This is a genomic window from Lacrimispora sp. 210928-DFI.3.58 (genome assembly GCF_020554865.1).
Taxonomy (GTDB): domain Bacteria; phylum Bacillota; class Clostridia; order Lachnospirales; family Lachnospiraceae; genus Enterocloster.
Map to the genome: position 1 here is coordinate 39,864 of NZ_JAJCIC010000013.1, position 25,738 is coordinate 65,601.

Genomic DNA, 25,738 nt, shown 5'->3' on the forward strand with positions numbered 1-25,738 from the left:
TGCAAATGATTTCCAGATGTACTAAAATAGATACAATACGTTGCTGATAGGAGGATAACATTATCGAAAGGAGAATACGTGTATGATTCAGACAAAGGATTTTATGGACAACCTGGGGCATTGGGCAGATATCTGCCTGAATGACGACAGGATCGATCTGGGGCTCTATGAAAAGTATGATGTGAAGAGAGGGCTCCGTGACAAAAACGGAAACGGCGTTGTGGCCGGTCTCACAAAGGTTTCAAAGATCGAAGCACATAAGATGGTAGACGGCGTAAAAACCCCCTGTGAGGGAAAGCTCTTCTACCGGGGCTACAATATCAATGACCTGATCAGCGGTGTCGTAAAGGACAGGCGTTTTGGCTTTGAGGAGATCAGCTATCTGCTGCTGTTCGGCGAGCTGCCAAATGCGAAGGAGCTTAAGCAATTTACAGACAGCCTGGCCTACAGCCGCACCCTTCCGACGAATTTTGTGCGGGACGTGGTAATGAAGGCTCCCACAAAGGATATGATGATGTCCTTAAGCAAGAGCATTCTTACCCTTGCATCCTATGATGAGATGGCTTGGGACATTTCAGTTCCTAATGTGCTGCGCCAATGCCTGATGCTCATCAGCGTCATGCCTATGTTAGCCGCTTATGGCTATCATGCCTACAATCACTATGAGCGGGATGGAAGCATGTACATCCACCGTCCCGATGAGAACCTGTCTACGGCTGAAAACCTGCTTCGCCTGCTGCGGCCTGATATGAAGTATTCTATGGTAGAAGCCTCTGTTCTGGATCTGGCGCTTATCCTCCATATGGAGCATGGAGGCGGCAACAATTCCACCTTTACAACCCATGTAGTTACATCCTCCGGAACGGACACCTATTCCGTTATTTCTGCTGCCCTTGCCTCCCTCAAGGGGCCAAAACACGGCGGGGCCAACATCAAAGTGGTGGAAATGATGGAGGATCTCAAGGGCGAAGTCCGGGATCTGAAGGACAGGGACGAGGTGGAAAGCTACCTAAAAAAGCTGCTCCACAAGGAGGCCTTTGACAAAAAGGGCCTGATCTACGGCATGGGCCATGCGGTCTACTCCAAATCAGATCCACGTGCGGAGATCTTTAAGCGCTTTGTACGCCAGCTCTCTGAGGAAAAGGGGCGTGTGGATGATTTTGAGCTCTACTCTATGATCGAGGAGCTGGGGCCAAAGGTGATCGCAGGCGAACGCCGCATGTATAAGGGTGTCAGCGCCAATGTGGACTTCTACAGCGGTTTTGTTTACAGCATGCTTGACATCCCCGTAGAAATGTTCACCCCGATATTCGCCATTGCAAGGATCGTGGGCTGGAGCGCCCACCGCATCGAAGAGCTGATCAACATGGACAAGATCATCCGCCCTGCTTACACCAGCGTGATGAAGGAGGAGGAGTACCGGCCTTTAAGCGAGCGGTAATTTTTTCTGCTTCCTTTTCATAGAGACCTGGTGTATAATGTCCATGTGAACAGTAACGGATCGGCTCAATGATCAGACAACATCTGTTTAGGAGGATACAATGGGATTATTTTCATTTGGCAAGAAGAAATTAACAGAGGGCTTTGAGTTTTCCATCGAGGAAACCTTTGCCCTAAAGGACAATAACAGCATCGTTGTTACAGGAAAGCTCAGCCAGGGCAGGTTTATCCCTGGGACAATGGCGGTCTGCCTGGATGCAGACAGGCGGCCGGTATTCCGCTGCCGCATCGAGGGCATCGAGCAGGGGACGAAAATCTTAAAGATCGCTACGGCGGACGCAAAGGGAACCTACGGCTCACGCTACGGCCTGAAGCTGGGCGGCGTAAAAAGGGAGCAGGTGCCGGAGGAGGGCGTTCTCGTCACCGAGACAGAGGAGCTGTTAGAGGAGCTGAAGGAGAGGATGGATGAGCTGGCAGTCCAGGCCAGAGCGCGCGCCCAGGCCCGGGTGGAGAAAACAACTGCACCAGAAACCGAAGCAGAGGATCCCATGGCTGCAGCCAGACATGAAGCAGCCCAAAGGGAAGAAGAGAGAAAACGGGCGGAGGAGATGGCCGGCCCCTTGGGCTATGAGCGTGAGGAGGAGCTGGCTGCCCTGCTTGCGGGAGATGCCGTGGACACTGCAAAGCTTGCAAAGCTCACCATTCAGGAGAGCATTTTCCTGCTCTGCAGGCTCCAGAGCGCCAACCGCCGCAGTCCGGTAGAGCATTACGAGGAAAAGGGACAGACCCTGTTTACGGAGATCCTGGAGAAGCTGCGCAGTGCAGACTCCCTGTTCGTACTCCTGGATGAGGGCTCCAGCCTTCCATTTATTCTGGGAGATACGGTGGATGTGTACTCCACAAAGGAGCTGGCAGTCCAGGCGGCCTCCTTCTATGAGAAGCAGTACCGCCACCTTCTTGTAAAAGAGGTGCCGAAGGGCAGAACTGATCTTCCTGGGAGACTCAGCCTCTTTGCGTGGCTTTATTACCTGGGCATGGAGCGTATCCTGGTGGACAACGGCTCCTACCAGCTGATCGTAAAGAGAGCCGACATCCTGCCGTCCGCCGCAGAGACGGCTGCAAAGGACGCTGTCCCCGTATGCAATCCCTCTTTCCGTTTCGCTATGGCCGATTTCCTGGAGGAGACCAGATGGCATGTGGACTACCCGGAGCGTGAGGAGAACATCAAGACGAAAAATGAGCGCATGATGAAGGAGCTGAAAAAGGCCCGCTTCCTGGTGCCCATGAAATACGAGGGCGGGGCCTTAAAGCGTGGAGAGAACCACATTTCCCTGTCAAAGGGAGGCTCCATGACCTTCCCGAAGGTCCAGAACAACAAGGGGACCTATTTCCTTCCATTATTCACTGACTGGCCTGAGTTCCAGAGGGCCTACCGGAAAGAGGAGTGGAGCGCCACGGTATTTACCATCAACGATGGCATCCACGTGGCAGGAAAAGACGGAATCGTCATCAATCCGCTGACCGAAAATCTTGTCATTAAGAACGAAATGTTCGCAGAAATAAAAGAATCGCATTAATTTTCATATTGTCAAGGAAAAATGCTTGACAATATGGAGCCCATCGTGTATGATATCACAGGTGGTTGAAATGGAAAAGATTGTGGCACAAGGATTGCTTTATGATTTTTATGGAGAACTGCTCACGGAGCATCAGCGCCGTATCTATGAGGCTGCGGTTTTTGATGATCTGTCTCCCAGCGAGATTGCAAAAGAGCAGGGGATCAGCCGTCAGGGTGTCCATGATCTGATGAAGCGGTGTGATAAGATACTGGAGGATTACGAGGCAAAGCTCCATCTGGTTGCCAAATTTCTGAAGATCAGGGATATGGCCGAGGAGGTCAAGACTCTGGCCGGCGAATGTGCCCGCACAAAGAATATGGACCTGATCGGGCAGATCTGGGAGATATCAGACAAGATCACCAGCACACTCTAGTCCAGTGTGCAGCTTTGGGAGGTATTCATGGCTTTTGAAAGCTTATCCGATAAATTGCAGAATATATTCAAAAACCTGCGGGGCAAGGGCCGTCTGACAGAAGCGGATGTCAAAGCCGCCTTAAAGGAAGTCAAGATGGCGCTCCTTGAGGCAGACGTCAGCTTCAAGGTGGTAAAGCAGTTTATTAGCTCCGTACAGGAGCGTGCCGTAGGTGAGGATGTATTCGGAAGCCTGACACCGGGCCAGACTGTTATCAAGATCGTAACAGAAGAGATGATAAAGCTCATGGGCTCCGATACAACGGAGATCGCCCTTAAGCCGGCGAATGAGATCACGGTCATCATGATGGCAGGCCTTCAGGGTGCAGGTAAGACCACTACCACAGCAAAGATTGCAGGGAAGATGAAAGCAAAGGGAAGAAAGCCTTTGCTGGCCGCCTGCGATGTCTACCGTCCGGCTGCCATCAAGCAGCTGCAGATCAACGGTGAAAAGGTAGGGATCCCCGTATTTTCCATGGGCGATAAGAACAGCCCCGTGGACATTGCAAAGGCTGCAGTGGAGCATGCCGCAAAGAACGGCATGAACGTTGTGATCCTGGATACCGCCGGCCGCCTTCACATTGATGAGGGCATGATGGATGAGCTGGTGAATATCAAGGAAGCAGTGAGTGTCCACCAGACGATCCTGGTAGTGGACGCTATGACAGGACAGGATGCTGTCAATGTGGCGGGGACATTTAACGACAAGATTGGTATAGACGGCGTCATCCTGACAAAGCTGGATGGTGATACCAGAGGCGGCGCAGCCCTTTCCATCAGGGCCGTCACCGGAAAGCCGATCCTATATATTGGTATGGGCGAGAAATTGTCCGACCTGGAGCAGTTCTATCCTGACCGCATGGCCTCCAGGATCTTGGGTATGGGTGATATCCAGTCCCTGATCGAGAAGGCTGCCGCGGAAGTGGATGAGGAGCAGGCCAGAGAGCTGACCCAGAAGCTGCGCAAGGCAGAATTTGACTACAATGACTTCCTGACCCAGATGCAGCAGATCAAGAAGATGGGCGGCATGGGCAGCATCCTATCCATGATGCCCGGAGTGGGGAACCAGCTGGCTGGCTTTGATATGGATGAGGGCGAGCGCTCCATGCGCCGCGTGGAATCCATTATCCTTTCCATGACAAAGGAGGAACGGGCTAATCCGAACCTTATGAATCCCTCCAGAAAGCAGAGGATTGCGAAGGGAGCCGGGGTGAACATCAGCGAGGTAAACCGTCTGGTAAAGCAGTTTGACCAGATGAAGAAGATGATGAAGCAGATGCCCGGCCTCATGGGAGGCGGCAAGCGCAAGGGCGGATTCGGAGGCCTGGGAGGCCTTATGGGAGGCAAGATGAAGCTTCCCTTCTGACATATTGCTAGTCAAACAGGGATTCCTGTATGTCTAATATAAGAATAACTATAAGGAGGTGAGATCACATGGCAGTAAAGATGAGATTAAGAAGAATGGGACAGAAGAAGGCTCCTTTCTATAGAATCGTAGTTGCAGATTCCAGATCCCCAAGAGATGGAAGATTTATCGAGGAAGTTGGTTACTATGATCCAACCAAGGATCCAAGCGTAATCAAGTTTGATGAGGAAGCAGCTAAGAAGTGGTTAGCAACAGGCGCACAGCCCACCGAGACTGTTGGAAAGCTCTTAAAGATCGCCGGCATTCAGTAATTGTAAATGAGGTGAAGAGATGAAGGAATTAGTCGAAGTGATTGCAAAAGCACTGGTCGATAACCCAGATGAAGTTGTTGTTACCGAATCAATGAAAGGCGAAGATACATTGATCGAACTCAAAGTAGCTCCTGCCGATATGGGCAAGGTCATTGGCAAACAGGGCAGGATCGCAAAAGCAATCCGTTCCGTAGTCAAGGCCGCTGCATCCAAAGAGGACAAGAAAGTAATCGTTGAGATTCAGTAATTCATGAGCAGGGACCGCTGGCCTTTTTGGCTGGCGGTCCATTGTGTTATTACGGAGTATCCAGCAACGCGTTTTGCCGGATTTATAGAAAGGGCTGTAAATTTATGGAACAATTACTCAGAGTAGGAGTCATTACCTCCCCCCACGGTATCCGCGGCGAAGTAAAGGTATTTCCCACTACCGATGATCCAAAGCGGTTTAAGAAGCTGAAAAAGGTGATCCTGGACACGGGAAAGGAAAGACTCCCGCTGGATGTGGAGAGTGTCAAATTTTTTAAGAACATGGTTATCCTGAAATTCAAGGGATATGACAATATAAATGACGTGGAGACCTACCGCCAGAAGGACCTTCTGATCACAAGGGAGCAGGCAGTAAAGCTGGAGCCGGATGAATATTTCATCACGGATCTCATCGGCCTTCAGGTGGAGGATGAGGATGGGAATGCCATCGGCACCATGAAGGACGTGCTGGAGACAGGGGCCAATGATGTCTATGTGGTGGAGCTGAACAATGGAAAAGAGCTCCTTCTTCCGGCCATCAAGGACTGCATCCTCCAGGTGGACATTGAGGGCGGTAAAATGACAGTTCATGTTTTGGACGGCCTTATGGATCTATAAGCCTTCCCTGCACTGTCCAGAAAGGAGCAGACATGCCAACCATTACGGTTTTAGACCAGAATACCATCAACAAGATCGCAGCAGGAGAGGTGATCGAGCGTCCTGCCTCTGTGGTAAAAGAGCTGCTTGAAAATGCCATCGATGCCCAGGCAACTGCCGTCACGGTGGAGATCAAGGAGGGGGGATGCAGCCTGATCCGCATCACAGACAACGGCTGCGGCATTCCAAAGGATCAGATCCCCCTGGCTTTTCTGCGCCATGCCACCAGCAAGATACAAAGGGCAGAGGACCTGATGAGCATATCCTCCCTGGGCTTTCGGGGCGAGGCTTTGGCGAGCATTGCCTCTGTGGCCCAGGTGGAGCTGATCTCCAAAACAGGTGACAGCCTGACCGGAACAAGATATCAGATCGAGGGCGGCAGGGAAAAGAGCATGGAGGAGGTGGGAGCTCCTGAGGGAACCACCATCATTGCCAGGAATTTGTTTTTCAACACACCTGCCAGAAAAAAGTTTTTGAAGACGCCCATGACAGAAGCCGCCCATGTGGCTTCTCTGGTGGAAAAGATCGCCCTGTCTCATCCCGATATCTCCATCCGTTTTATCCAGAACAACCAGAATAAGCTTTACACCTCAGGAAACCACAATTTAAAGGACCTGATCTACACCGTATTCGGCCGTGAGATCGCGGCAAATCTCCTGGAAGTAGATGGAAGCGCTGACGGCATCCGGGCTACAGGCTATATCGGAAAGCCTGTGATCGCCAGGTCAAACAGGAATTACGAGAACTATTTCATCAATGGCAGGTATATCAGGAGCAGTATTATCTCAAAGGCGATCGAAGAGGCCTATAAGCCCTTTATGATGCAGCATAAGTATCCCTTTACCATGCTGCACCTATCCATTGATCCCCAGACCTTAGATGTAAACGTGCATCCGACAAAGATGGAGCTGCGTTTTTCTGACGGAGAGCGTGTCTTCCGGGCCGTCTTCCAGGCAGTGGGACAGGCTCTGGCCCACAAGGAGCTGATCCCGCAGGTGGAGCTGGATGAAAAAAAAGAAGAGAAACGGCCGGGAAGCCCCGCGTTTTCTGTGCCGGAGCCCTTTGAGAGCAGAAGGAAGAGCAGTGTGGCTGAAAGGCCGAAAGAAGGCGCTGCAGAAGAAAAGGTGCGCTACAGCCAGGCGGAGACTCCGCCGAAGCCGTCCCTTGTAAATGAACAAAAGCCAAAATGGTTAAAGGAAATGACACCACCAAAGCCTTCTGAGATGAACAGGGCCAAAGTGCAGCCATATCGCCCATCTGATCTGACAGCCATCCAGGGAAAAGAGCCGGTGCCATCCGACTGCCCCGAACCCTGCGTCCAGCCGGAGCAGCTTGACCTGTTCGACGGCAGGCTGCTGGATCCCAAGGCCAGGAAAAGCCATAAGCTGATCGGCCAGCTTTTTGATACCTACTGGCTGGTGGAGTATAATGAACAGCTTTTCATCATTGATCAGCATGCTGCCCATGAAAAGGTACTGTACGAGAAGACCATTGCCACCTTAAAGACGCGCAGCTATGATACTCAGATGGTGGAGCCGCCCATCATCCTCACCCTGAACATGAACGAGGAGGTGCTTCTGGAGAAATATATGGCCTACTTTACGGGCATCGGCTTTGAGATCGAGCCCTTTGGAGGCAGGGAGTATGCGGTGAGAGGGGTTCCATCCAACCTGTTCTCCATTGCCAAAAAGGAACTCCTTCTTGAGATGATAGACGGGCTCTCCGAGGATATGGCAGTGCGGGGAGCTGACAGCATCTACGAAAAGGTGGCCTCCATGTCCTGCAAGGCAGCTGTGAAGGGCCGCCATTCCATGTCCGCTGTGGAGGCCAATGAGCTGATCGACCAGCTTCTTACTCTGGATAACCCCTATGCCTGCCCCCACGGCAGGCCCACTATCATTTCCATGACAAAATACGAGCTGGAAAAGAAATTCAAGCGCATTGTATAACAGTTACTAACAGATATTGAACGTGCCGGGAGGAGGAAAATCACATGAAGCCGCCTATCATCATACTGACAGGCCCCACTGCGGCCGGAAAGACAGCCCTGTCCATCCGCCTTGCAAAGGCCATAGGAGGAGAGATCATAAGCGCTGATTCCATGCAGGTCTACCGCCATATGGACATTGGCTCCGCTAAGATCACCCGTGAGGAGATGGAGGGTGTCCCACATCATCTGATCGATGTGCTGGAGCCCGATGAGGAGTTTAATGTTGTCACCTTTCAGGCCCTGGCGAAAAAGGCCCTGGAGGATATCCGGCGCCGGGGGGCCATCCCCATTGTGACCGGAGGCACGGGCTTTTACATCCAGGCCCTTCTCTATGACATTGATTTCAAGGAAAATGAGGAGGAAAGCCCCATCCGCCGGGAGCTGGAGGAATTTGCCAGAGAAAAGGGAGAGGAGGCTCCGGCTCTGCTCCATCGCATGCTGGCGGAGATCGACCCGGAATCCGCCGCGCAGATACATGCCAACAACGTAAGGCGCGTCATCCGCGCCATTGAATACTACCGGCTGACAGGAGAGAAGATCTCCCTTCACAACGAGGCCATGCGGAGGAAGGAATCGCCCTACAATTTCCTTTACTACGTCATCCACATGGAGAGAGAAGTCCTCTATGAACGCATTGACCGCCGGGTGGACCTGATGCTTGAGAATGGACTGGTGGAGGAGGTAAAAGCCTTAAAGGCCATGGGCTGCCACCGGGGCCAGACCTCCATGCAGGGCCTGGGCTACAAGGAGATCCTTGACTATCTGGAGGGACGCTGCAGCCTGGAGGAGGCCGTCTATATCCTGAAACGCGACACCCGCCACTTTGCCAAGCGCCAGCTCACCTGGTTCAGGAGAGAGCGGGATGTCCGGTGGCTGAACCTGTCCGAATGGGAGAATGGGCTGGAGGGAGCGCTTGCAAAGATATTAGAGGATTGCAAGAGCGCCGGGATTGTGCTACAATAACAAACCGTTGGCAGAAACAAACAGCAACCATACGAAATTTGAGGTTTCCGCAGTTTGCGCCGGGCCTGCCGGAAGGAGGGCTGGAGGCTCCGGGTTTCGGACCTAAGAAGTGCTAAGACACCTGTTTTTTTCTAAAAGCCAGAGCCGCATCAAAGAAACTCGCTGCGCTCAAACAGTCATTGATGCGGCCCTGAACGAAAAAACCAGCTGCCTAAGCACTTCTAAGATCCTGCAAAGTCGCCCCAGCCTTCCTTCCGGCAGGCCCGGCGCAAACTGCGGAAACTCAAGTACGAAATGAGAATGGAGACAGACAATGGAACATCATGTATTAGACCAGATGTATGAGAACCTGGGCATCAGCAGCCAGGTACTGGAGTTTGCATCTGAGATAGAAGAGCAGTTAAAGCCGCGCTTCCAGGAGATTGACGAGCGGGCAGAGTACAACCAGCTGAAGGTCATAAAGGGGATGCAGGACAACCGCGTCAGCGACATCCATTTTGCAGCTACCACAGGCTACGGCTACAACGACCTTGGACGCGATACCTTAGAGGAGGTCTACGCCAGCGTATTCCATGGCGAGAGCGCCCTGGTGCGCCCGCAGCTTATCAGCGGGACCCACGCCCTCCATATTGCCCTTTCCGGCAACCTGCGTCCGGGAGATGAGCTTCTTTCCCCTGTGGGAAAGCCCTATGACACCTTAGAGGAGGTTATCGGCATCCGCGATTCCGTGGGCTCCTTAAAGGAATATGGCGTTACCTACCGCCAGGTGGACCTTCTGCCGGACGGCAGCTTTGACTATGACAACATCAAAAAGGCCATCAATGAGCGCACAAAGCTGGTAACGATCCAGCGCTCCAAGGGCTATGATCCGCGCCCGACTCTCTCTGTTTCTCAGATCGGGGAGCTGATCTCCTTTGTTAAGAGCATAAAGCCTGAGGTCATCTGCATGGTGGATAACTGCTACGGCGAGTTTGTGGAGACCATAGAGCCTACTGATGTGGGCGCTGACATGATCGTGGGCTCCCTGATCAAGAATCCGGGAGGCGGCCTTGCACCTATCGGAGGCTATATTGTAGGCCAAAAGGACTGTGTGGACAGGGCATCCTACCGTTTAAGCGCTCCGGGACTGGGCAAGGAAGTGGGAGCAAGCTTAGGCTTAAACCAGCAGCTGTACCAGGGACTGTTCCTGGCTCCCACCGTAGTGGCCGGAGCATTAAAGGGAGCGATCTTTGCGGCTAATATTTATGAGCGCCTGGGCTTTGCCGTTGTCCCGGATGGCAGCCAGTCACGCCATGACATCATCCAGGCCATCACCTTCGGCACACCGGAGGGTGTCATTGCTTTCTGTAAGGGCATCCAGGCAGCTGCCCCTGTGGACAGCTTCGTCACCCCTGAGCCTTGGGATATGCCGGGCTATGACAGCCAGGTCATCATGGCAGCCGGAGCCTTTGTACAGGGCTCCTCCATTGAGCTGTCCGCCGACGGCCCCATTAAACCTCCATATGCTGTGTATTTCCAGGGAGGGCTTACCTGGTATCACGCAAAGCTGGGGATCCTAAAGTCTTTGCAGCAGCTGCTGGATGATGGAGTTTTGAAAAGTTTAAGATGACAGCCCAGGAAACTTATGGTAATATGAATTAGTTAGGTATACAATATACCGGAGGAGAGCGCATATGAGATACAAGAATTTCTGGATCCTTCTGATCATGCTGTTGGCAGGCATCGTGCTGGGCGGCTTTATGGGACAGCTGGCGGAAGGGATTTCCTGGCTGGGCTGGCTGAACTTTGGGCAGTCCTTTGGCCTGAATTCCCCTCTTGTCATCGACTTCGGCATACTGGTCATCACCTTCGGGCTCACCATCAAGATCACTATGGCAAGCATCATTGGGATCGCGGTGGCCCTCATCATATACCGGCTGATCTGACCGGCTGGCATTGATGTATGTGTTACTGTTCCATTCCCCAGAATGTACTTGGAGAGGTGCGTAGACTGGAGGATATATGGAAAGAATACGTATGAAGGATTTACCAAATGAAGACCGCCCCTATGAGAAATGCCTGCGCCAGGGCCCGGAAGCCCTGGAGGATGCAGAGCTTCTGGCGGTTATCATACGAACGGGCAGCCGGGAGGAGAGCTCCTTAGAGCTGGCCGGAAGGATACTAGCCCTTGGAAGCCCTGGTGAGGGCCTGCTGGGGCTTTTGCACCATTCTCTGGCGGATTTTTCCTCGATCAAGGGCGTGGGTACGGTGAAGGGCGCACAGCTTCTGTGCATTGGTGAGCTTTCCCGCCGTATCTGGAAGCGGAAGGCCAGGGAGAACGCCCTGACCTTTGAGGGCCCGGAAGAGATCGCCGCTTACTATATGGAAGATATGCGCCATCTGGAGCAGGAGGAGATACGGGTCATGTTCCTGAACACAAAGCAGGCGCTCATACGGGAGCTTACCCTGTCGAAAGGCACGGTCAACGCCTCTGTCATCACTCCCAGGGAGATCCTCATCGAGGCCCTGCGCTGCCTGGCAGTGGGCATGGTGCTGGTGCACAATCATCCCAGCGGAGATCCGGCCCCCAGACAAGCCGACAAGCTGCTGACACAGCGTATCCGGGAGGCAGGGGAATTAGTCGGCGTAAGCCTATTGGATCACATTATCATCGGAGACAAAGAATACTTAAGTTTCCGGGAACAGAACATCATATGAGGATTGCGGGAGCACGTAGTGCGAAGCAATCCGGTATCGGAGGGGTCAAAATACCTTTTGCCCCCAACATCATCATTTAAAGGAATCAAATCCATGGAATCAAAACGCAGCAGATATATATTGATTGTCCTGACAGTGCTTTGTGTGCTGTTAATTTCCGTCACCTCTCTGAAAGACGGCATCATGGAGCCTCTGCGCACCGGCGTGGGCTATTTCCTGATCCCCATCCAGTCAGGCGTCAACAAGGTGGGGACAGGGCTCTACAATGAGCTCACAAACTACGGCAAGTTAAAGGATGCTTTGGCCGAAAATAAAGCCCTGCGGGAGCAGGTGGCCCAGCTGACAGAGGACAACAACCGCCTCCAGGCAGAGCAGTTTGAGTTAAACCGCCTGCGGGAGCTCTACCAGTTAGATCAGACATATATGCAGTATGAGAAGATCGGAGCCAGGGTCATTGCCAGAGACTCCGAGAAATGGTTCCAGGTATTCCGCATCAATAAGGGCTCTGCTGACGGCGTGGCCGTGGATATGAACGTGGTGGCAGACGGAGGCCTGGTGGGGATCGTAACGGACGTGGGCGCCAATTATGCTACGGTCCGTTCCATCATCGATGACTCCAGCCGTGTGGGAGCCATGTCAGTGGATTCCTCCTACAACTGTATTGTGGCAGGAGATCTGACACTCTACGCGGAGGGAAGGCTGAAGCTCACGGACTTTTCAAAGGATGCCGTACTCCGGGACGGGGACCAGATCACTACCTCCAATATCAGTACGAAGTTTCTCCCGGGTATCCTGATCGGCTATGCGGTGGATGTCACCATGGACCCGGATCATTTGACCCAGTCAGGCTATCTGATCCCTGCCGCTGATTTCGACAATCTTCAGGAGGTCCTGATACTGACGGATGTAAAGGAACTGGAAGAGGTGGAAAGCCGTTGAAGAATGCAAAGATAAAACAGATGTTCATTAATGTCCTGTTCATTGTGCTGGCATTTACGGTGCAGAACTGTGTGTTCCCGCTGCTTCCATTTTTGGCTGCTACGCCTAACCTGCTGCTGATCCTGACTTTTTCCTTCGGCTTTATCCATGGCCGGAATGCGGGCATGGCCTACGGCGTGCTGTCCGGCCTGCTGTTAGACCTGTTCTACAGCGGCCCCTTTGGTTTTTATACCTTGATCTATCTCTATATCGGATACGTAAACGGTATCTTCACAAAGTACTATTATGAGGATTACATCAACCTTCCACTGATCCTCAGCGTGCTGAACGGATTATGGTACAGCATGTACGTGTACGTATTCCGTTTTCTGATCCGCGGGCGGCTGGATCTTCCCTATTATTTCAGGAATATCATGCTTCCTGAGATCATTTTTACCTCTGTTACGACGCTTTTGATATACAGGCTGTTCTTATCCGCCAGCAGACGCGTGGAGGATATCGGAAAAAGGAGAGACACCATTGTTTGATGAACTGCTTGAAATTATACAGGACTTTTTTAAAAAGCTTTTAGGCTCAAGGCTCTTTGCCCTTTCTGTCATCTTCACCCTGATGTTTTCAGGGCTGATCGTAAAGCTGTTCCACATGCAGATCCTGGACGGCAAGAAATACCAGGACGAATACATGCAGCAGACAGAAAAGAGCGTGACCTCTCCGGGCACAAGAGGCAACATTTATGACCGGAACGGAACGATCCTGGCCTACAATGAGCTGGCTTACTCCATCACCATCCAGGACATGGGAGATTATCCCAGGCCCGCTGACCGCAACGCCATGCTCCTGCGCCTGGTGACGATCCTGGACCGCCGCGGGGAGAAGGTGGAAGGAAAGCTGGAGATTGCCATGGATGCAGACGGGGAGATGGTGTTCACCTGCTCCTCCGATGCAGCCAAGAAGCGGTTCCTTCTAAACTTTTATGGCCTTTCCTCCTCAGACAAGCTGGATGACGCAAAGGGAAAATACCCGTCCGACATTACTGCCAGGGAGGCATTTGAACAGAAAAAGCAGTCCTACGGCCTTGATAAGATGAAGGACGAGAAGGGAAATGCCCTTGTCCTCCCGGATGATATTGCCCTGGATATCATCAATATCATATACACTATGAACCTGACCAGGTATCAGAAATACGAGACGACCACGGTAGCCACCAATGTAACGCAGGAGACCATGACGGAGATCAATGAAAACATGCCTTATCTGAAGGGCGTTTCCGTGGAGCAGTCCTATGTGAGAAAATACATGGACAGCATCTATTTTGCTCCTATCATCGGCTACACGGGAAAGGTCCAGGAGGATCAGCTGGCGGAACTCAATGAGCAGTGGAGGCAGACAGAGGAGGGCAGGAAGGCTCCTGCAGACGGGGAGGACAAGTACAACTTAAATGATGTGGTAGGGCGCACCGGCATTGAGAAATCCATGGAGCTGGAGCTTCAGGGAAAAAAGGGCTTCTCCAGAATGTATGTAGACAATATGGGACGGCCCAGGGAGATCATCGAACAGATCGATGCAAAGGCGGGAAATGACGTCTATCTCACCATTGACCATGATCTGCAGATCGCAATATACAATCTGATCGAGCAGCAGCTGGCAGGTATCCTTGCTTATCACCTGGTAAATGAGGACGTGGATGTGACAAAGATCACCGACTCCTCCAAGGTGCCCATCCCGGTAAAGGATGCCTATTATCAGCTCATCAATAACAATGTGCTCTCTCTTTCCGACATGGCAAAGGACGACGCATCCCCCATTGAGAAGGAGATCTATGGCACCTATACTGCTTCCAGGGACCGCATCCTTGCCTCCATACAAAGCGAGCTCATGAGCAGCCATCCGGCGCCCATGAACAGCCTTCCCGATGATATGTCCACCTATATGAACTATATTTACAGTTATCTGTCAGACTCCTCTGTTGGCATTATCCAGAGGGATAAGATCGACCAGACCTCGGAGGAATACCTGGCCTTCCGCGAAGGGACCATCAGCCTCAGAGAGTATATTTACAGCGGCATCGCAGGAAGCTGGGTGGATACCACAAAGCTGGATATTGCCAGCAAATACTCTGACGCGGACGATATCTTTGCCCAGCTGGTGGATTACATCATTTCACAGCTGGAGCAGGATACCAAATTTACAAAGCGCATGTTCCGCTACCTTGTGAATGACGGAGTCATCACAGGAAACCAGCTGTGCCTGGCTCTCTTTGCACAAGGCGTACTTGCTCAGGATCCCCAGGCCATTGCTGCCCTGGAAACAGGGGACAGCAGCTATGCCTTTGCCTTTATAAAGGAAAAAATATCAAACATTGAGCTCACACCGGCCCAGCTGGCCTTGGATCCCTGTACGGCAGGCTGCGTTGTCACAGACGTGCGCACCGGGGAGGTCCGGGCTCTTGTGACCTATCCCAGCTATGACAACAACCAGATGTCGGGAAGCGTGGACGCCGCCTACTTTGCCCAGCTCCAGGACGACTTATCAAGGCCTCTTTACAACAATGCCACCCAGGCTCTGAAGGCTCCCGGCTCTACCTTTAAGCCTATTACGGCAGTAGCCGCCCTGGAGGAGGGTGTGATCTCAACAACGGATACCATTGACTGTACGGGTATTTATGACCTGGTCTCCAAGGCGATCCGGTGCTGGATCTTCCCGGGCCGCCACAATGCCCAGACAGTGGAAGAGGGAATCCAGAATTCCTGCAACTATTTCTTCTCAGAGCTGGCCCACCGCCTCTCTACAAAGGAAGACGGCACCTACTCGCCGGAGCAGGGACTGGAGACTATCCGCAGATACGCCTCCATGTTCGGTTTGGATCACACCTCCGGCGTAGAGATATCAGAAAATGCCCCGCAGCTTTCCACAGAGGACCCGGAGCGTTCTGCCATGGGACAGGGCACCCATTCCTTCAACAATGTGCAGCTCTCCCGCTATGTGGCAGCCATTGCAAACAGGGGTACCGTATTTGAGCTGAGCCTTTTAGATAAGCTGACAGATTCTGACGGCAACCTGATCACAGACTATACGCCGGCTGCCAGCAACCATGTGGAGGCAGCTGACAGTACCTGGAGCGCAGTGCAGACAGGTATGCGCCGGGTGATTACGAACAGCTCTGCCAGAAGCATTTTCTCAGACCTTGTGGTGGAGGTGGCGGGAAAGACCGGTACGGCCCAGGAGGACAGGACGCGTTCCAACCATGCGTTCTTTATCTCCTTTGCCCCCTACAGCCATCCTGAGATCGCGGTGACGGTGAATATCCCCTTCGGATATGCGGGAACTAACGCTGCGACCCTTGGCAAAAAGGTCTATGAGTATTATTATGGATATACGACTCTGGAGCAGATACTGGGATCCGGAGCCTTAGGCGTATCAAATGTAACTATTGGTGATTAAACCTTCATGCGCCCGGCTGCGGACGCTTTGCAAAAAAATGAGGTGATTGTATGCACAATTCGGTAGTGATCAAGAGCAGCAGAGCAGGTATGACGGTGATCCTGGATCCTGCGATCCCCTTTGAGGAGCTTCTTGATGCAATAGGCAAAAAATTCAGGGAGAGCGCCCGTTTCTGGGGCTCTGTACAAATGACCCTGACTCTGGAGGGCCGTCCGCTCACTCCCAGCCAGGAATTTGCGATTGTTGATACGATTACGAGAAATTCACAGATCGAGGTGCTCTGCCTTCTGGACACAGACGCAGAGCGCATTGAGCGATGTGAAAAAGCACTGACTGACAAATTAATGGAATTAAACTCCCAGACAGGGCAGTTCTACCGGGGTGTGCTGAAAAGGGGAGATACCCTGGAGTCGGAGGCCAGCATTGTCATCATCGGCGATGTGGAGCACGGTGCCAGGGTGACTGCCAAAGGAAACATCATTGTCCTGGGAGAACTGAAAGGCACTGTGACAGCAGGAGTGGCAGGAAATATGGACGCGGTGGTGGTAGCCTTTGAAATGGCTCCCCTGCAGATACGGATCGGAAACCTGACAAACCGTTTCAATGAAAAAAACAGGCGTCTGGGCCGCGGACCGATGATCGCTTCTGTCCAGGACGGGGAGCTTACAATACGCGCCATAAAAAAGACATTTCTAAACAATATGTTAAATTTCACCTGATACCAAAAAAATACTGGTAAATTTACGAAATTTAATGTACAATGGGAAAGTAAAGCTAATGTTTATTTTTCAGGAGGTTCCTATGAGTGAAGTCATTGTGATTACTTCTGGAAAAGGCGGGGTAGGCAAGACAACTACTTCTGCCAATGTGGGAACAGGACTGGCTATCCTGGGAAAGCGGGTAGTGCTGATCGACACAGATATCGGCCTCCGCAACCTGGACGTGGTCATGGGACTGGAGAACCGCATTGTCTACAATCTTGTAGACGTGGTAGAGGGAAGCTGCCGTATGAAGCAGGCCCTGATAAGAGACAAAAGATATCCGAATCTTTACCTTCTGCCCTCGGCTCAGACGCGGGACAAGTCCTCTGTCAGCCCGGAGCAGATGATCAAACTGGTAAATGACCTGAGGGAAGAGTTTGACTACATACTGTTAGATTGTCCCGCAGGCATTGAACAGGGCTTTTACAATGCCATTGCCGGAGCAGACCGGGCGTTGGTAGTAACAACGCCGGAGGTTTCGGCTATCCGTGATGCAGACCGCATTATCGGCCTTTTGGAGCATGCCCAGATGGAGGAGATCGACCTGATCGTCAACCGTATCCGCGGCGATATGGTGAGGAGAGGAGATATGATGTCCCTGGGGGATGTGACAGACATCCTGGCAGTAAACATCATCGGCGCTGTGCCGGACGATGAGGACATTGTAGTTTCCACTAATCAGGGGGAGCCCCTCGTAGGCATGGGGTCTCCGGCAGGACAGGCGTATCTGGATGTCTGCCGCAGGCTGTTGGGCGAGAGCGTCCCGATGGCGGATCCAGGACAGGCTGACACCTTTTTTGCAAGGCTGCGAAGAGCTCTTCGCCGTGCCTAGAAGAGGAGGTGTATCGTGAGATGGTTTGTGCGGTATGCGGCAGGCCCCTCCAAGGAGACGGCCAAGACGCGGCTTAAGCTGCTTCTGATATCAGATAAGGCGGGCTGCTCGCCTGAGATGATACGGATGATAAAGGATGACATGATACATGCCATTTCAAAATATATGGAGATAGAAAAGGAGAGTGTCCAGATCTTAATGGATACCGACGGCCAGCCCTCAGGCAAAGCTGGGGGGCTGGGCGTACTTCATGCCAACATTCCGATCCGTTCCATATCGAATAAGGGGCTTTTTTAACATGTTTTTGGATTATGATTTCAGACATTTCAATTTCCGGCTGATTTTTTATATGATCGCACTGAATGTCATCGGTGTTCTCGTTGTGCGGAGCGCTACCAATATGGATTCCGATTATGTGGGAAAGCAGCTGATGGGTGTCCTTGTGGGATTAGCCATCGCTATCGGCCTTTCACTTATTGACTACCACAAGATCCTGAATCTGAGCACGGTCATCTATGCTGTCTGTATTGGAAGCCTGGTGGCCGTGCTTATCTGGGGTAAAACGGTGAATAATGCAAAGCGCTGGATTGAAGTGCCGGTCATTGGACAGCTCCAGCCTTCTGAGTTTGTGAAAATCGGACTGATCACGACCTTTTCCTGGTATTTCATGAAATATCAGGAAAAGATCAATCAGGTCAGCACTGTTGTAATCGCGGCAGTGATGTTCGGGATTCCGGCCGTTCTCATTTTTGAGCAGCCAAACCTCTCCACCTGTCTTGTGATCCTTGTCATTGTACTGGGCATTGTATTTGCCAGCGGCATCAGCTACAAGTGGATCGGCGGCACATTGGCCGTGACGGTCCCGATGGTCGCCACCTTTATTTACCTGCTGCTCCACGGCATGATCCCTTTTATCAAGGAGTATCAGGCAGGACGTATCCTGGCCTGGTTCTATCCGGAACAGTATGGGGAGGCCCGCTACCAGCAGAACAACTCGATCATCGCCATTGGTTCCGGCCAGCTGGCGGGTAAGGGGCTTTTTAATACTACGATCGCATCTGTTAAAAACGGGAATTTCCTGTCAGAGGAGCAGACGGATTTCATCTTTGCCGTGATCGGCGAGGAGCTGGGGTTTCGGGGCTGTGTGATTGTGATCATCCTGTTTTTACTGATTGTATATGAATGCCTTATGATGGCTGCAAGGGCGAAGGATCTTTCCGGCAAGCTTCTGTGCGCCGGGATGGCGACGCTTATCGCGTTCCAGGCCTTTGCCAACATTGCAGTTGCCACTGGCATTTTCCCAAATACAGGACTGCCGCTTCCATTTATCAGCTTTGGAAGCAGTTCTCTCATCAGTATTTTTATCGGGATGGGGCTGGTGTTAAACGTAGGGCTTCAAAGAGAAGTAAGACATAATTAATCCAAGGAGGGTTTCAGAATATGACGATTGGTTTGATTGCACATGATGCAAAGAAAAAGCTGATGCAGAACTTCTGCATTGCGTACAGGGGGATCTTAAGCAAGCACACCCTGTATGCCACGGGAACAACAGGAAGGCTGATCGAGGAAGTGGCGAATTTGAACATCCACAAATATCTGGCAGGCCACTTAGGCGGCACAGAGCAGATGGTTGCACAGATAGAGCATAACCAGATGGATCTTGTTATCTTTTTGAGGGATCCGCATAATCCTAAATCACATGAGCCTAATGTCAACGATGTTGTGCGCCAGTGCGATATCTATAATATTCCTCTGGCTACCAACTTAGCTTCCGCTGAGCTTCTGATCAAGGCTCTGGACAGAGGCGATATGGAGTGGCGCGAGGTAGTCAGATAATGTCCGCCTTAAAGCGGGGGCTCGCCATCCTTCTGGCGGCTGCTGTCCTGGGCCTTACAGGCTGCCAGGCAGAGCTAAAGGACACCTATTCTCTGAAGGAGCGTATCGGGGTTCTGGAGGAGGAAAAAGCCGCTGTTTCCAGATTTGCAGATGGCTTTGCATCGGATCTCTGTGTTGTTACGGATGAGGAGGCCTTTGACAGCGCCTTTGTCACCTCTGAGGCGGCAGCTCTTTTTGACGAGGAGAACCGCCAGGTGCTTTACAGCAAGGATGCCTTTGAACGCATGTATCCTGCCAGTATCACAAAGGTAATGACAGCTCTCGTTGCCATCAAATATGGGGACCTGAATTCCCAGGTAACAGTGACAGAGGATGCGGTGATCACAGAAGCCGGCGCCACCTTATGCGGCATCCAGCCGGGAGATATCCTGACATTGGAGCAGCTTTTATATGGACTCATGCTTCCCTCCGGCAATGATGCGGGAGCAGCCATTGCTGTCCATATGGCAGGGAGCATAGAAGGCTTTGCAGACATGATGAATGAGGAGGCTGCCCGTCTGGGGGCAACAGGGACTCATTTTGTAAATCCTCATGGACTTCACAGCACAGACCACTATACGACAGCCTATGACCTTTATCTGATCTTCCATGAGGCTATGAAGTATCCTGTATTCCGCACAGTGACAGGTTCTGCTGCCTACACGGCAAATTACCGGAACAGGGCGGGAGAGAGTATTTCCAAAACCTGGAAGGGAAGCAACTGGTTTATGGTAGGCGAGAGGGAAGCGCCGGAGGGCGTGACAGTGATCGGAGGCAAGACAGGCACCACCCAGGCTGCCGGCTACTGCCTGATCATGGCAGAACAGGATGATTCTGGCAATGAATATATATCTGTTGTGCTGAAAGCAGACAGCCGCCCCCATCTATATGATAATATGTCAAATATAATTTCTAAAATCGTCAAATAGTGATTGCGCTTTCTACTAAGTTATACTATAATTAGATTAATCTTAATTGATTTTTTATACAACATATATAACTCAAGGAGGAGATAGGTATGGTTCAGATTATTGCAGGAAGAAAAGGTAAAGGCAAGACCAAACATCTGTTAGACATGGCTAATGCAGCGATCAAGGGGGCTAATGGAACAGTCGTTTACCTTGACAAGAGCGCCCAGCATATGTATGAGCTGAATAACAGGATCCGTCTCATTAATGTGAATGAATTCCCCATTACCAGTAGTGAAGCATTTGTAGGTTTTATTTGCGGTATTATTTCTCAGGATCATGATTTAGAGACTATGTATCTGGACAGCTTTTTAAAGCTGTCATGCTTAGAAGGGGCTGATATTTCCGATACCTATATGACATTGAAAAAAATCGGTGAAAAGTATCATGTAACATTTATACTCAGCATGTCCATGGATGCAGACGAGCTCCCAGAGTGTGCTAAGGGTGATGTGATTATTTCATTGTAATGATATAATTTCTGTGATAGAATGACAGGAGTATAAGGCTGCCTGCCGTGTCCAGGAACAATGCCTGGTACGGAAGGCAGTTTTTTGTTACATAGGATCTTCTATGTGACAAAAAGCCCGGCCGGCAGGATCGCACTGCGGAGCGGCCTGCTGCAGGCGGAGAAGTTCACAAGCAAACTTCTTTTTATGAATATTGAAGGGAGTATCCTTTCTACATGGCAAAAAAGAAAAGTAAAATTGTCCGTTACAGAAGACCCTTAAATATCAATGTGGGTATGATCATTTTTGCGATCATTTTCATATACCTTGTATTCAGCGTATCCACTTATTTGAAGCGGGATAAAATACAATTTTATGAGGTTGTAGAGGGCGGAATCGTAAATAATAAGATTTATACGGGACTGATCCTGCGGGAAGAGCAGATAAAAAATGCAGACCACTCCGGCTACATCAATTACTACTTACGGGAAGGCAAGCGTGCTTCTGTGGGAACCAGGATCTACTCCCTGGATGAAACAGGAAATCTGGAAAACCTTCTGAAGGAAAATGCAGAGGAGGGACAGGCCCTTTCTGACGAAAGCCTGGCTGATCTGCGCAAGCAGCTGACCTCCACTGTGCTCTCCTTAAGCGGCCGCAATTTTTACAGCATTTACGATGCCAGATATTCTCTGGAGGCCGCTGTGATGGAGTATTCCAGCTTCAGCACGTTGGATCAGCTGGACCGCCTGGCCCAGGAGTCAAAGGCTGTGTTTGAGCAGATACGCTCCGATGTGTCCGGTGTAGTATCCTACAGCTTTGATTCCTATGAATCCATGACACCCTCCGATGTGGATGCCTCCTGCTTTGCCCTGACCGGTTACACAAAGACCATGAACAAGTCAGGAAAGCTCATTGAGAGCGGAAGCCCTGCCTACAAGATCGTGACCTCGGAGAACTGGTCCGTGCTTTTTCCTATCAAGGAGGAAGATGAAAGCCTCTACAGGGATAAAAGCTCCCTGACGGTCCAGTTCCGCGATGATTCCCTGAAGGTTTCCTGTCCCTTTTCCGTCATAACAGGAAAGGACGGAGGCGCATACGGAAAGCTGGACTTTAAAAAATATATGGAGCAGTTTATTTCCGACCGCTTTGTGGAGTTTGAAGTGCTGTTAGACAAGGCGGATGGCCTGAAGATCCCTGCAAGCGCTGTCACAGACAAAAACTTTTTCCTCATACCGGTGGAATATATGGGACAGGGCGGAGATTCCTCTGATCCGGGCTTTTACAAGGAGGTATACGGCGAAGGAGGAACTCCCTCCATTGAGTTTATTCCCACCACTCTTTATTACAGCGATGAGGAATTTTATTACATTGATACCTCCGGTGAGGAAGGCTTTGCAGCCGGGGATTACATTGTGCGTCCGGAGTCCACGGAGCGCTATCAGATCGGGCGTACAGCGTCCTTAAAGGGCGTTTACAACATTAATAAGGGATATACCATCTTTAAACAGATCGATATCCTGGATTCCAACAGTGAGTACTATACTGTGCGGAAGGGCGCAAGCTACAGCCTTTCTGTCTATGATCATATTGTGCTGGACGCTTCCATGGTGGAGGAGGGCCAGCTGTTATATCAATAAACATACATGCCGCCTATCCGGCAGCAGGACTTTTGCAGAAAAAGGAGGATATATTATGGTAAAGGAACAATTAAGGGAAGTACAGAAGAACATAGAGCAGGCCTGCATCCGCGCAGGGAGAAAGCCGGAGGAGGTCACCCTGATCGCGGTCAGCAAGACGAAGCCCGTTCCCATGCTGGAGGAGGCCTATGAGGGCGGAGCCAGGGATTTCGGGGAGAACAAGGTCCAGGAAATCGTTGCAAAAAAGCCGCAGCTGCCTGAGGATATCCGCTGGCACATGATCGGCCACCTGCAGCGCAACAAAGTTCACCAGGTTGTGGGAAAAGCTGTGCTCATCCATTCTGTTGATTCCCTGCGTCTGGCTGAACAGATCGAGACAGAAGCAGCAAAGAAGGATACGGACGTTGATATCCTTCTGGAGGTCAATGTAGCCAGGGAGGAGAGCAAGTACGGATTCTTCCTGGAAGAGGTGGAGGACGCCATTATGACCATCAAGGACTTCCCCCATGTCCATATTAAGGGTTTGATGACAATTGCGCCTTTTGTAGAGAATCCAGAAGAAAATCGAGAAGTTTTTAAAAAATTATATGAATTTGCTGTTGACATAGGTAAGAAAAACATTGATAATGTTACTATGGCTGTGTTATCAATGGGAATGACTGGGGATTATGAGGTAGCCATTGAGGAAGGCGCAACCATGGTGAGAGTCGGCACCGGTATTTTTGGTGCACGATAAGGTGCCGCAGCAAGGCACTTCATATAGAGATGGGAGAGAGTAAAATGAGTCTGTTAGGTAAGTTAATGGATACCATGAGATTAAGCCCTGATGAGGACGAAGATGACTACTACCTGGATGATGACTTTGAAGAGGAAGCACCGCGCAAGGGCCTGTTCTCAAAGAAGAGCAGTGGGGATTATGAGGAGGATGAAGAGCAGGAGAAGCCAAGATTCCTGGGAAGATCCACTCCAAAGGTAGTTCCTATGCGCAGGAGCATGGAAGTTACTATGATCAAGCCCACATCCATGGAAGATTCCAGAGACATCTGCGATTACCTGCTTGCAGGGAAGGCAGTGGTACTTAACATGGAAGGTATACATACAGAAGTAGCGCAGAGGATCATTGATTTCACGTCAGGGGCCACCTATTCTATGAATGGCAACCTGCAGAAGATATCCAATTTCATTTTCATTGCAACTCCTGATTCCGTAGAGCTATCCGGTGATTTCCAGGATATCCTGGCGGCAGGCGGAGCAATGGGTATGGATGTATCAGGGCTTAATATCCGTCTGTAGGGGACATGCCTTCTGTGAGAAGAGATGGATCCAAAAGGGAGAACATACATGCGGCAGACCTCAAAAGTCTGCCGATTTGTTGTTACATAGGAAACCCACATACGCCCGGCATCGGACGCGCCACAGCACCATGAAAGTCCGGCGGGCGCATTTGGCATCCCTGAACGCATGCCGCCTATCCGGCGGCAGGACTTTTACAGGAAAAGAATGGAGAGAACATGATGGAAAACCGGTTGACTGTTTGCAGGGACAATGTTCCAATTTACGATATTGTGCTGGAGACCTCTTTTGAAGGCTTAAAGGAAGAGGTGGATAAGCTGGCGCTGAAGGAGAGAAGGATCTGTATTGTGACAGATTCCAACGTAGCCCCCCTTTATCTGGAGGAGGTAAAGGCCATCCTTGACACCTGCTGTAAATACGTTTCTGTATACACCTTCCCGGCAGGAGAGGAGCATAAGAATCTGGACACCGTGCGGGGCCTTTATGAGCATTTGATCCTAGAGCATTTTGACAGGAAGGACGTGCTGGCTGCTTTAGGCGGAGGCGTCGTAGGGGATCTCTGCGGCTTCAGCGCCGCCACCTACCTGCGGGGCATTGATTTTATCCAGATCCCTACCACACTGTTATCCCAGGTGGATTCCAGCATTGGCGGAAAGACAGGGGTGGATTTTGATGCCTATAAAAACATGGTGGGAGCCTTTCACATGCCAAAGCTGGTTTATTCCAACCTGGCAACCCTTCTCACCCTGCGGGAGGAGCAGTTTTCCTCCGGTATGGGAGAGGTCATCAAGCATGGACTGATCAAAAACAAGGCATATTATGAGTGGATGAAGGAACACCGTGAAGGCATCCTGGCACGTGATCTGGATCTGTGCCGCACCATGGTATATGAGAGCAATGTGATCAAGAAAAATGTGGTGGAGCTTGATCCCACAGAGCAGGGAGAGCGGGCTCTTCTCAATTTCGGCCATACTCTGGGCCATGCAGTGGAAAAGCTGAAGGATTTCTCCATGCTCCACGGCCACTGCGTTGGCATGGGCTGTGTGGCGGCTGCCCGCATTTCCCAGCTTCGCGGAATGATATCAGAGGAAACCGTACAGGATATCAGGGATACCTTTCTCTCCTTCGGCCTTCCTGTTGCCACAGAGGGCCTTAACTGGCAGGAGGTCCTGCTCACCACAAAGAGTGATAAGAAGATGGATTCCGGCTCCATCAAGTTTGTGCTCCTAAGAGAGGCTGGAGATGCCTTCGTAGACCGCACCGTATCAGAGGAGGAGATGAAAGCGGGCTTTGACCTTATCACTTTTGGAGGTAAAAAAGAGGCATGAGCAGAGAGAAGCGTTCCCTTTTCCTCCGCTTTATCATAGGCTTTGTTATCCTGACAGGCCTGGATCAGTGGACAAAAGGGCTTGTAACTACTTATCTGAAGGGGAATCCCCCCATCCCGGTTCTTGAAGGGGTATTTGAATTTTATTATTCTGAAAACAGGGGAGCAGCCTTTGGAATGCTCCAGGAGCAGCAGGTGTTCTTTGCCCTCATTGCCATGATCGTGCTGGGGGCCATTGGCTACATGCTCATCCGTATGCCTGATGACAGGAAATACCGCCCCTTAACTGTCTGCCTCCTCCTCATAGGCGCAGGGGCAGTGGGCAATATGATCGACCGCTTAAGCCAGAGCTATGTGGTGGATTTCCTCTATTTTAAACTGATCAATTTCCCCATCTTTAATGTGGCGGACTGCTATGTGACCATCGGTGCCTTCTGCCTGGTGCTGCTTGTGATGCTGTACTACAAGGATGAGGATATGGCCTGCTTTTCTTTGAAAAAGAAAAAGGAGGATTAG

General features: G+C 51.1%; 27 protein-coding genes. All 27 read left to right on the plus strand.

Annotated features, from left to right (window positions below; all coding sequences use genetic code 11):
* Positions 1–82: 82 nt before the first annotated feature.
* The 27 genes from LIZ87_RS09905 to lspA all read left to right on the plus strand — a co-directional run bounded on the left by LIZ87_RS09905 (position 83) and on the right by lspA (position 25,738).
* A complete protein-coding gene (locus LIZ87_RS09905; protein ID WP_178314614.1) occupies positions 83–1,441 on the plus strand; it encodes a citrate/2-methylcitrate synthase in 1,359 nt (452 codons plus the stop codon).
* A 100-nt stretch (positions 1,442–1,541) separates the two neighbouring features.
* Positions 1,542–3,017: an SseB family protein gene (locus tag LIZ87_RS09910; protein WP_227146692.1), complete on the plus strand. Its 1,476-nt coding sequence runs from the start codon at positions 1,542–1,544 to the stop codon at positions 3,015–3,017.
* Positions 3,018–3,087: 70 nt separating this feature from the next.
* The gene (gene ylxM / locus LIZ87_RS09915) at positions 3,088–3,432 is read left to right on the plus strand and encodes a YlxM family DNA-binding protein (RefSeq protein WP_178316506.1); all 345 of its coding nucleotides are present in this window, start codon (positions 3,088–3,090) and stop codon (positions 3,430–3,432) included.
* A 27-nt stretch (positions 3,433–3,459) separates the two neighbouring features.
* Positions 3,460–4,836: a signal recognition particle protein gene (ffh, locus tag LIZ87_RS09920; RefSeq protein WP_227146694.1), complete on the plus strand. Its 1,377-nt coding sequence runs from the start codon at positions 3,460–3,462 to the stop codon at positions 4,834–4,836.
* 68 nt (positions 4,837–4,904) lie between these two features.
* Complete coding sequence (rpsP, locus tag LIZ87_RS09925; protein WP_178316504.1) at positions 4,905–5,147, plus strand: 30S ribosomal protein S16; 243 nt, start codon at positions 4,905–4,907, stop codon at positions 5,145–5,147.
* 19 nt (positions 5,148–5,166) lie between these two features.
* The gene (locus tag LIZ87_RS09930; protein ID WP_178316503.1) at positions 5,167–5,394 is read left to right on the plus strand and encodes a KH domain-containing protein; all 228 of its coding nucleotides are present in this window, start codon (positions 5,167–5,169) and stop codon (positions 5,392–5,394) included.
* A 104-nt stretch (positions 5,395–5,498) separates the two neighbouring features.
* Positions 5,499–6,011, plus strand: coding sequence for a ribosome maturation factor RimM (gene rimM / locus LIZ87_RS09935; protein WP_178316502.1), 513 nt, complete (start codon positions 5,499–5,501; stop codon positions 6,009–6,011).
* A gap of 32 nt (positions 6,012–6,043) precedes the next feature.
* Complete coding sequence (gene mutL, locus LIZ87_RS09940; protein WP_227146696.1) at positions 6,044–7,999, plus strand: DNA mismatch repair endonuclease MutL; 1,956 nt, start codon at positions 6,044–6,046, stop codon at positions 7,997–7,999.
* Between the two features lie 44 nt (positions 8,000–8,043).
* Positions 8,044–9,003, plus strand: coding sequence for a tRNA (adenosine(37)-N6)-dimethylallyltransferase MiaA (gene miaA, locus LIZ87_RS09945; RefSeq protein WP_178316500.1), 960 nt, complete (start codon positions 8,044–8,046; stop codon positions 9,001–9,003).
* Positions 9,004–9,316: 313 nt separating this feature from the next.
* Positions 9,317–10,612 carry a methionine gamma-lyase family protein gene (locus LIZ87_RS09950; protein ID WP_227146700.1) on the plus strand — a complete coding sequence of 432 codons (1,296 nt, stop codon included), beginning with the start codon at positions 9,317–9,319 and terminating at the stop codon, positions 10,610–10,612.
* Positions 10,613–10,676: 64 nt separating this feature from the next.
* Positions 10,677–10,928: a DUF4321 domain-containing protein gene (locus tag LIZ87_RS09955; protein ID WP_227146703.1), complete on the plus strand. Its 252-nt coding sequence runs from the start codon at positions 10,677–10,679 to the stop codon at positions 10,926–10,928.
* Between the two features lie 76 nt (positions 10,929–11,004).
* Positions 11,005–11,700, plus strand: a complete 696-nt coding sequence (radC, locus tag LIZ87_RS09960; RefSeq protein WP_227146706.1) for a RadC family protein — start codon at positions 11,005–11,007, stop codon at positions 11,698–11,700.
* 93 nt (positions 11,701–11,793) lie between these two features.
* Entirely contained in the window at positions 11,794–12,639 is an 846-nt protein-coding gene (gene mreC, locus LIZ87_RS09965; RefSeq protein WP_227146709.1) for a rod shape-determining protein MreC, read from the plus strand.
* Positions 12,636–13,166 (plus strand): rod shape-determining protein MreD, encoded by a 531-nt coding sequence (gene mreD / locus LIZ87_RS09970; RefSeq protein WP_178315370.1) that lies wholly within the window; start codon positions 12,636–12,638, stop codon positions 13,164–13,166. The genes mreC and mreD overlap by 4 nt, the downstream gene beginning before the upstream one ends.
* Entirely contained in the window at positions 13,159–16,080 is a 2,922-nt protein-coding gene (locus LIZ87_RS09975) for a penicillin-binding transpeptidase domain-containing protein (protein ID WP_227146712.1), read from the plus strand. The genes mreD and LIZ87_RS09975 overlap by 8 nt, the downstream gene beginning before the upstream one ends.
* A gap of 50 nt (positions 16,081–16,130) precedes the next feature.
* Entirely contained in the window at positions 16,131–16,799 is a 669-nt protein-coding gene (locus LIZ87_RS09980; RefSeq protein ID WP_178316854.1) for a septum site-determining protein MinC, read from the plus strand.
* 82 nt (positions 16,800–16,881) lie between these two features.
* Complete coding sequence (gene minD, locus LIZ87_RS09985; protein WP_178316853.1) at positions 16,882–17,673, plus strand: septum site-determining protein MinD; 792 nt, start codon at positions 16,882–16,884, stop codon at positions 17,671–17,673.
* Between the two features lie 15 nt (positions 17,674–17,688).
* Complete coding sequence (gene minE, locus LIZ87_RS09990) at positions 17,689–17,970, plus strand: cell division topological specificity factor MinE (protein ID WP_178316852.1); 282 nt, start codon at positions 17,689–17,691, stop codon at positions 17,968–17,970.
* A 1-nt stretch (position 17,971) separates the two neighbouring features.
* Positions 17,972–19,093: an FtsW/RodA/SpoVE family cell cycle protein gene (locus LIZ87_RS09995; protein ID WP_178316851.1), complete on the plus strand. Its 1,122-nt coding sequence runs from the start codon at positions 17,972–17,974 to the stop codon at positions 19,091–19,093.
* Positions 19,094–19,113: 20 nt separating this feature from the next.
* On the plus strand, positions 19,114–19,509 hold the full coding sequence (locus tag LIZ87_RS10000; RefSeq protein WP_178316850.1) for a methylglyoxal synthase: 396 nt from the start codon (positions 19,114–19,116) through the stop codon (positions 19,507–19,509).
* Entirely contained in the window at positions 19,509–20,477 is a 969-nt protein-coding gene (locus LIZ87_RS10005) for a D-alanyl-D-alanine carboxypeptidase family protein (protein WP_178316855.1), read from the plus strand. The genes LIZ87_RS10000 and LIZ87_RS10005 overlap by 1 nt, the downstream gene beginning before the upstream one ends.
* An 89-nt stretch (positions 20,478–20,566) precedes the next feature.
* Positions 20,567–20,986, plus strand: coding sequence for a twitching motility protein PilT (locus LIZ87_RS10010; RefSeq protein ID WP_178316849.1), 420 nt, complete (start codon positions 20,567–20,569; stop codon positions 20,984–20,986).
* Positions 20,987–21,201: 215 nt separating this feature from the next.
* On the plus strand, positions 21,202–22,602 hold the full coding sequence (locus tag LIZ87_RS10015; RefSeq protein ID WP_227146714.1) for an HlyD family efflux transporter periplasmic adaptor subunit: 1,401 nt from the start codon (positions 21,202–21,204) through the stop codon (positions 22,600–22,602).
* Between the two features lie 55 nt (positions 22,603–22,657).
* Positions 22,658–23,338, plus strand: a complete 681-nt coding sequence (locus LIZ87_RS10020; RefSeq protein ID WP_178316702.1) for a YggS family pyridoxal phosphate-dependent enzyme — start codon at positions 22,658–22,660, stop codon at positions 23,336–23,338.
* A 44-nt stretch (positions 23,339–23,382) separates the two neighbouring features.
* Entirely contained in the window at positions 23,383–23,895 is a 513-nt protein-coding gene (locus LIZ87_RS10025; RefSeq protein WP_178316701.1) for a cell division protein SepF, read from the plus strand.
* Between the two features lie 221 nt (positions 23,896–24,116).
* Positions 24,117–25,223, plus strand: a complete 1,107-nt coding sequence (gene aroB / locus LIZ87_RS10030) for a 3-dehydroquinate synthase (protein ID WP_178316703.1) — start codon at positions 24,117–24,119, stop codon at positions 25,221–25,223.
* Entirely contained in the window at positions 25,220–25,738 is a 519-nt protein-coding gene (gene lspA, locus LIZ87_RS10035; RefSeq protein ID WP_178316700.1) for a signal peptidase II, read from the plus strand. Before aroB ends, lspA begins: the two co-directional genes overlap by 4 nt.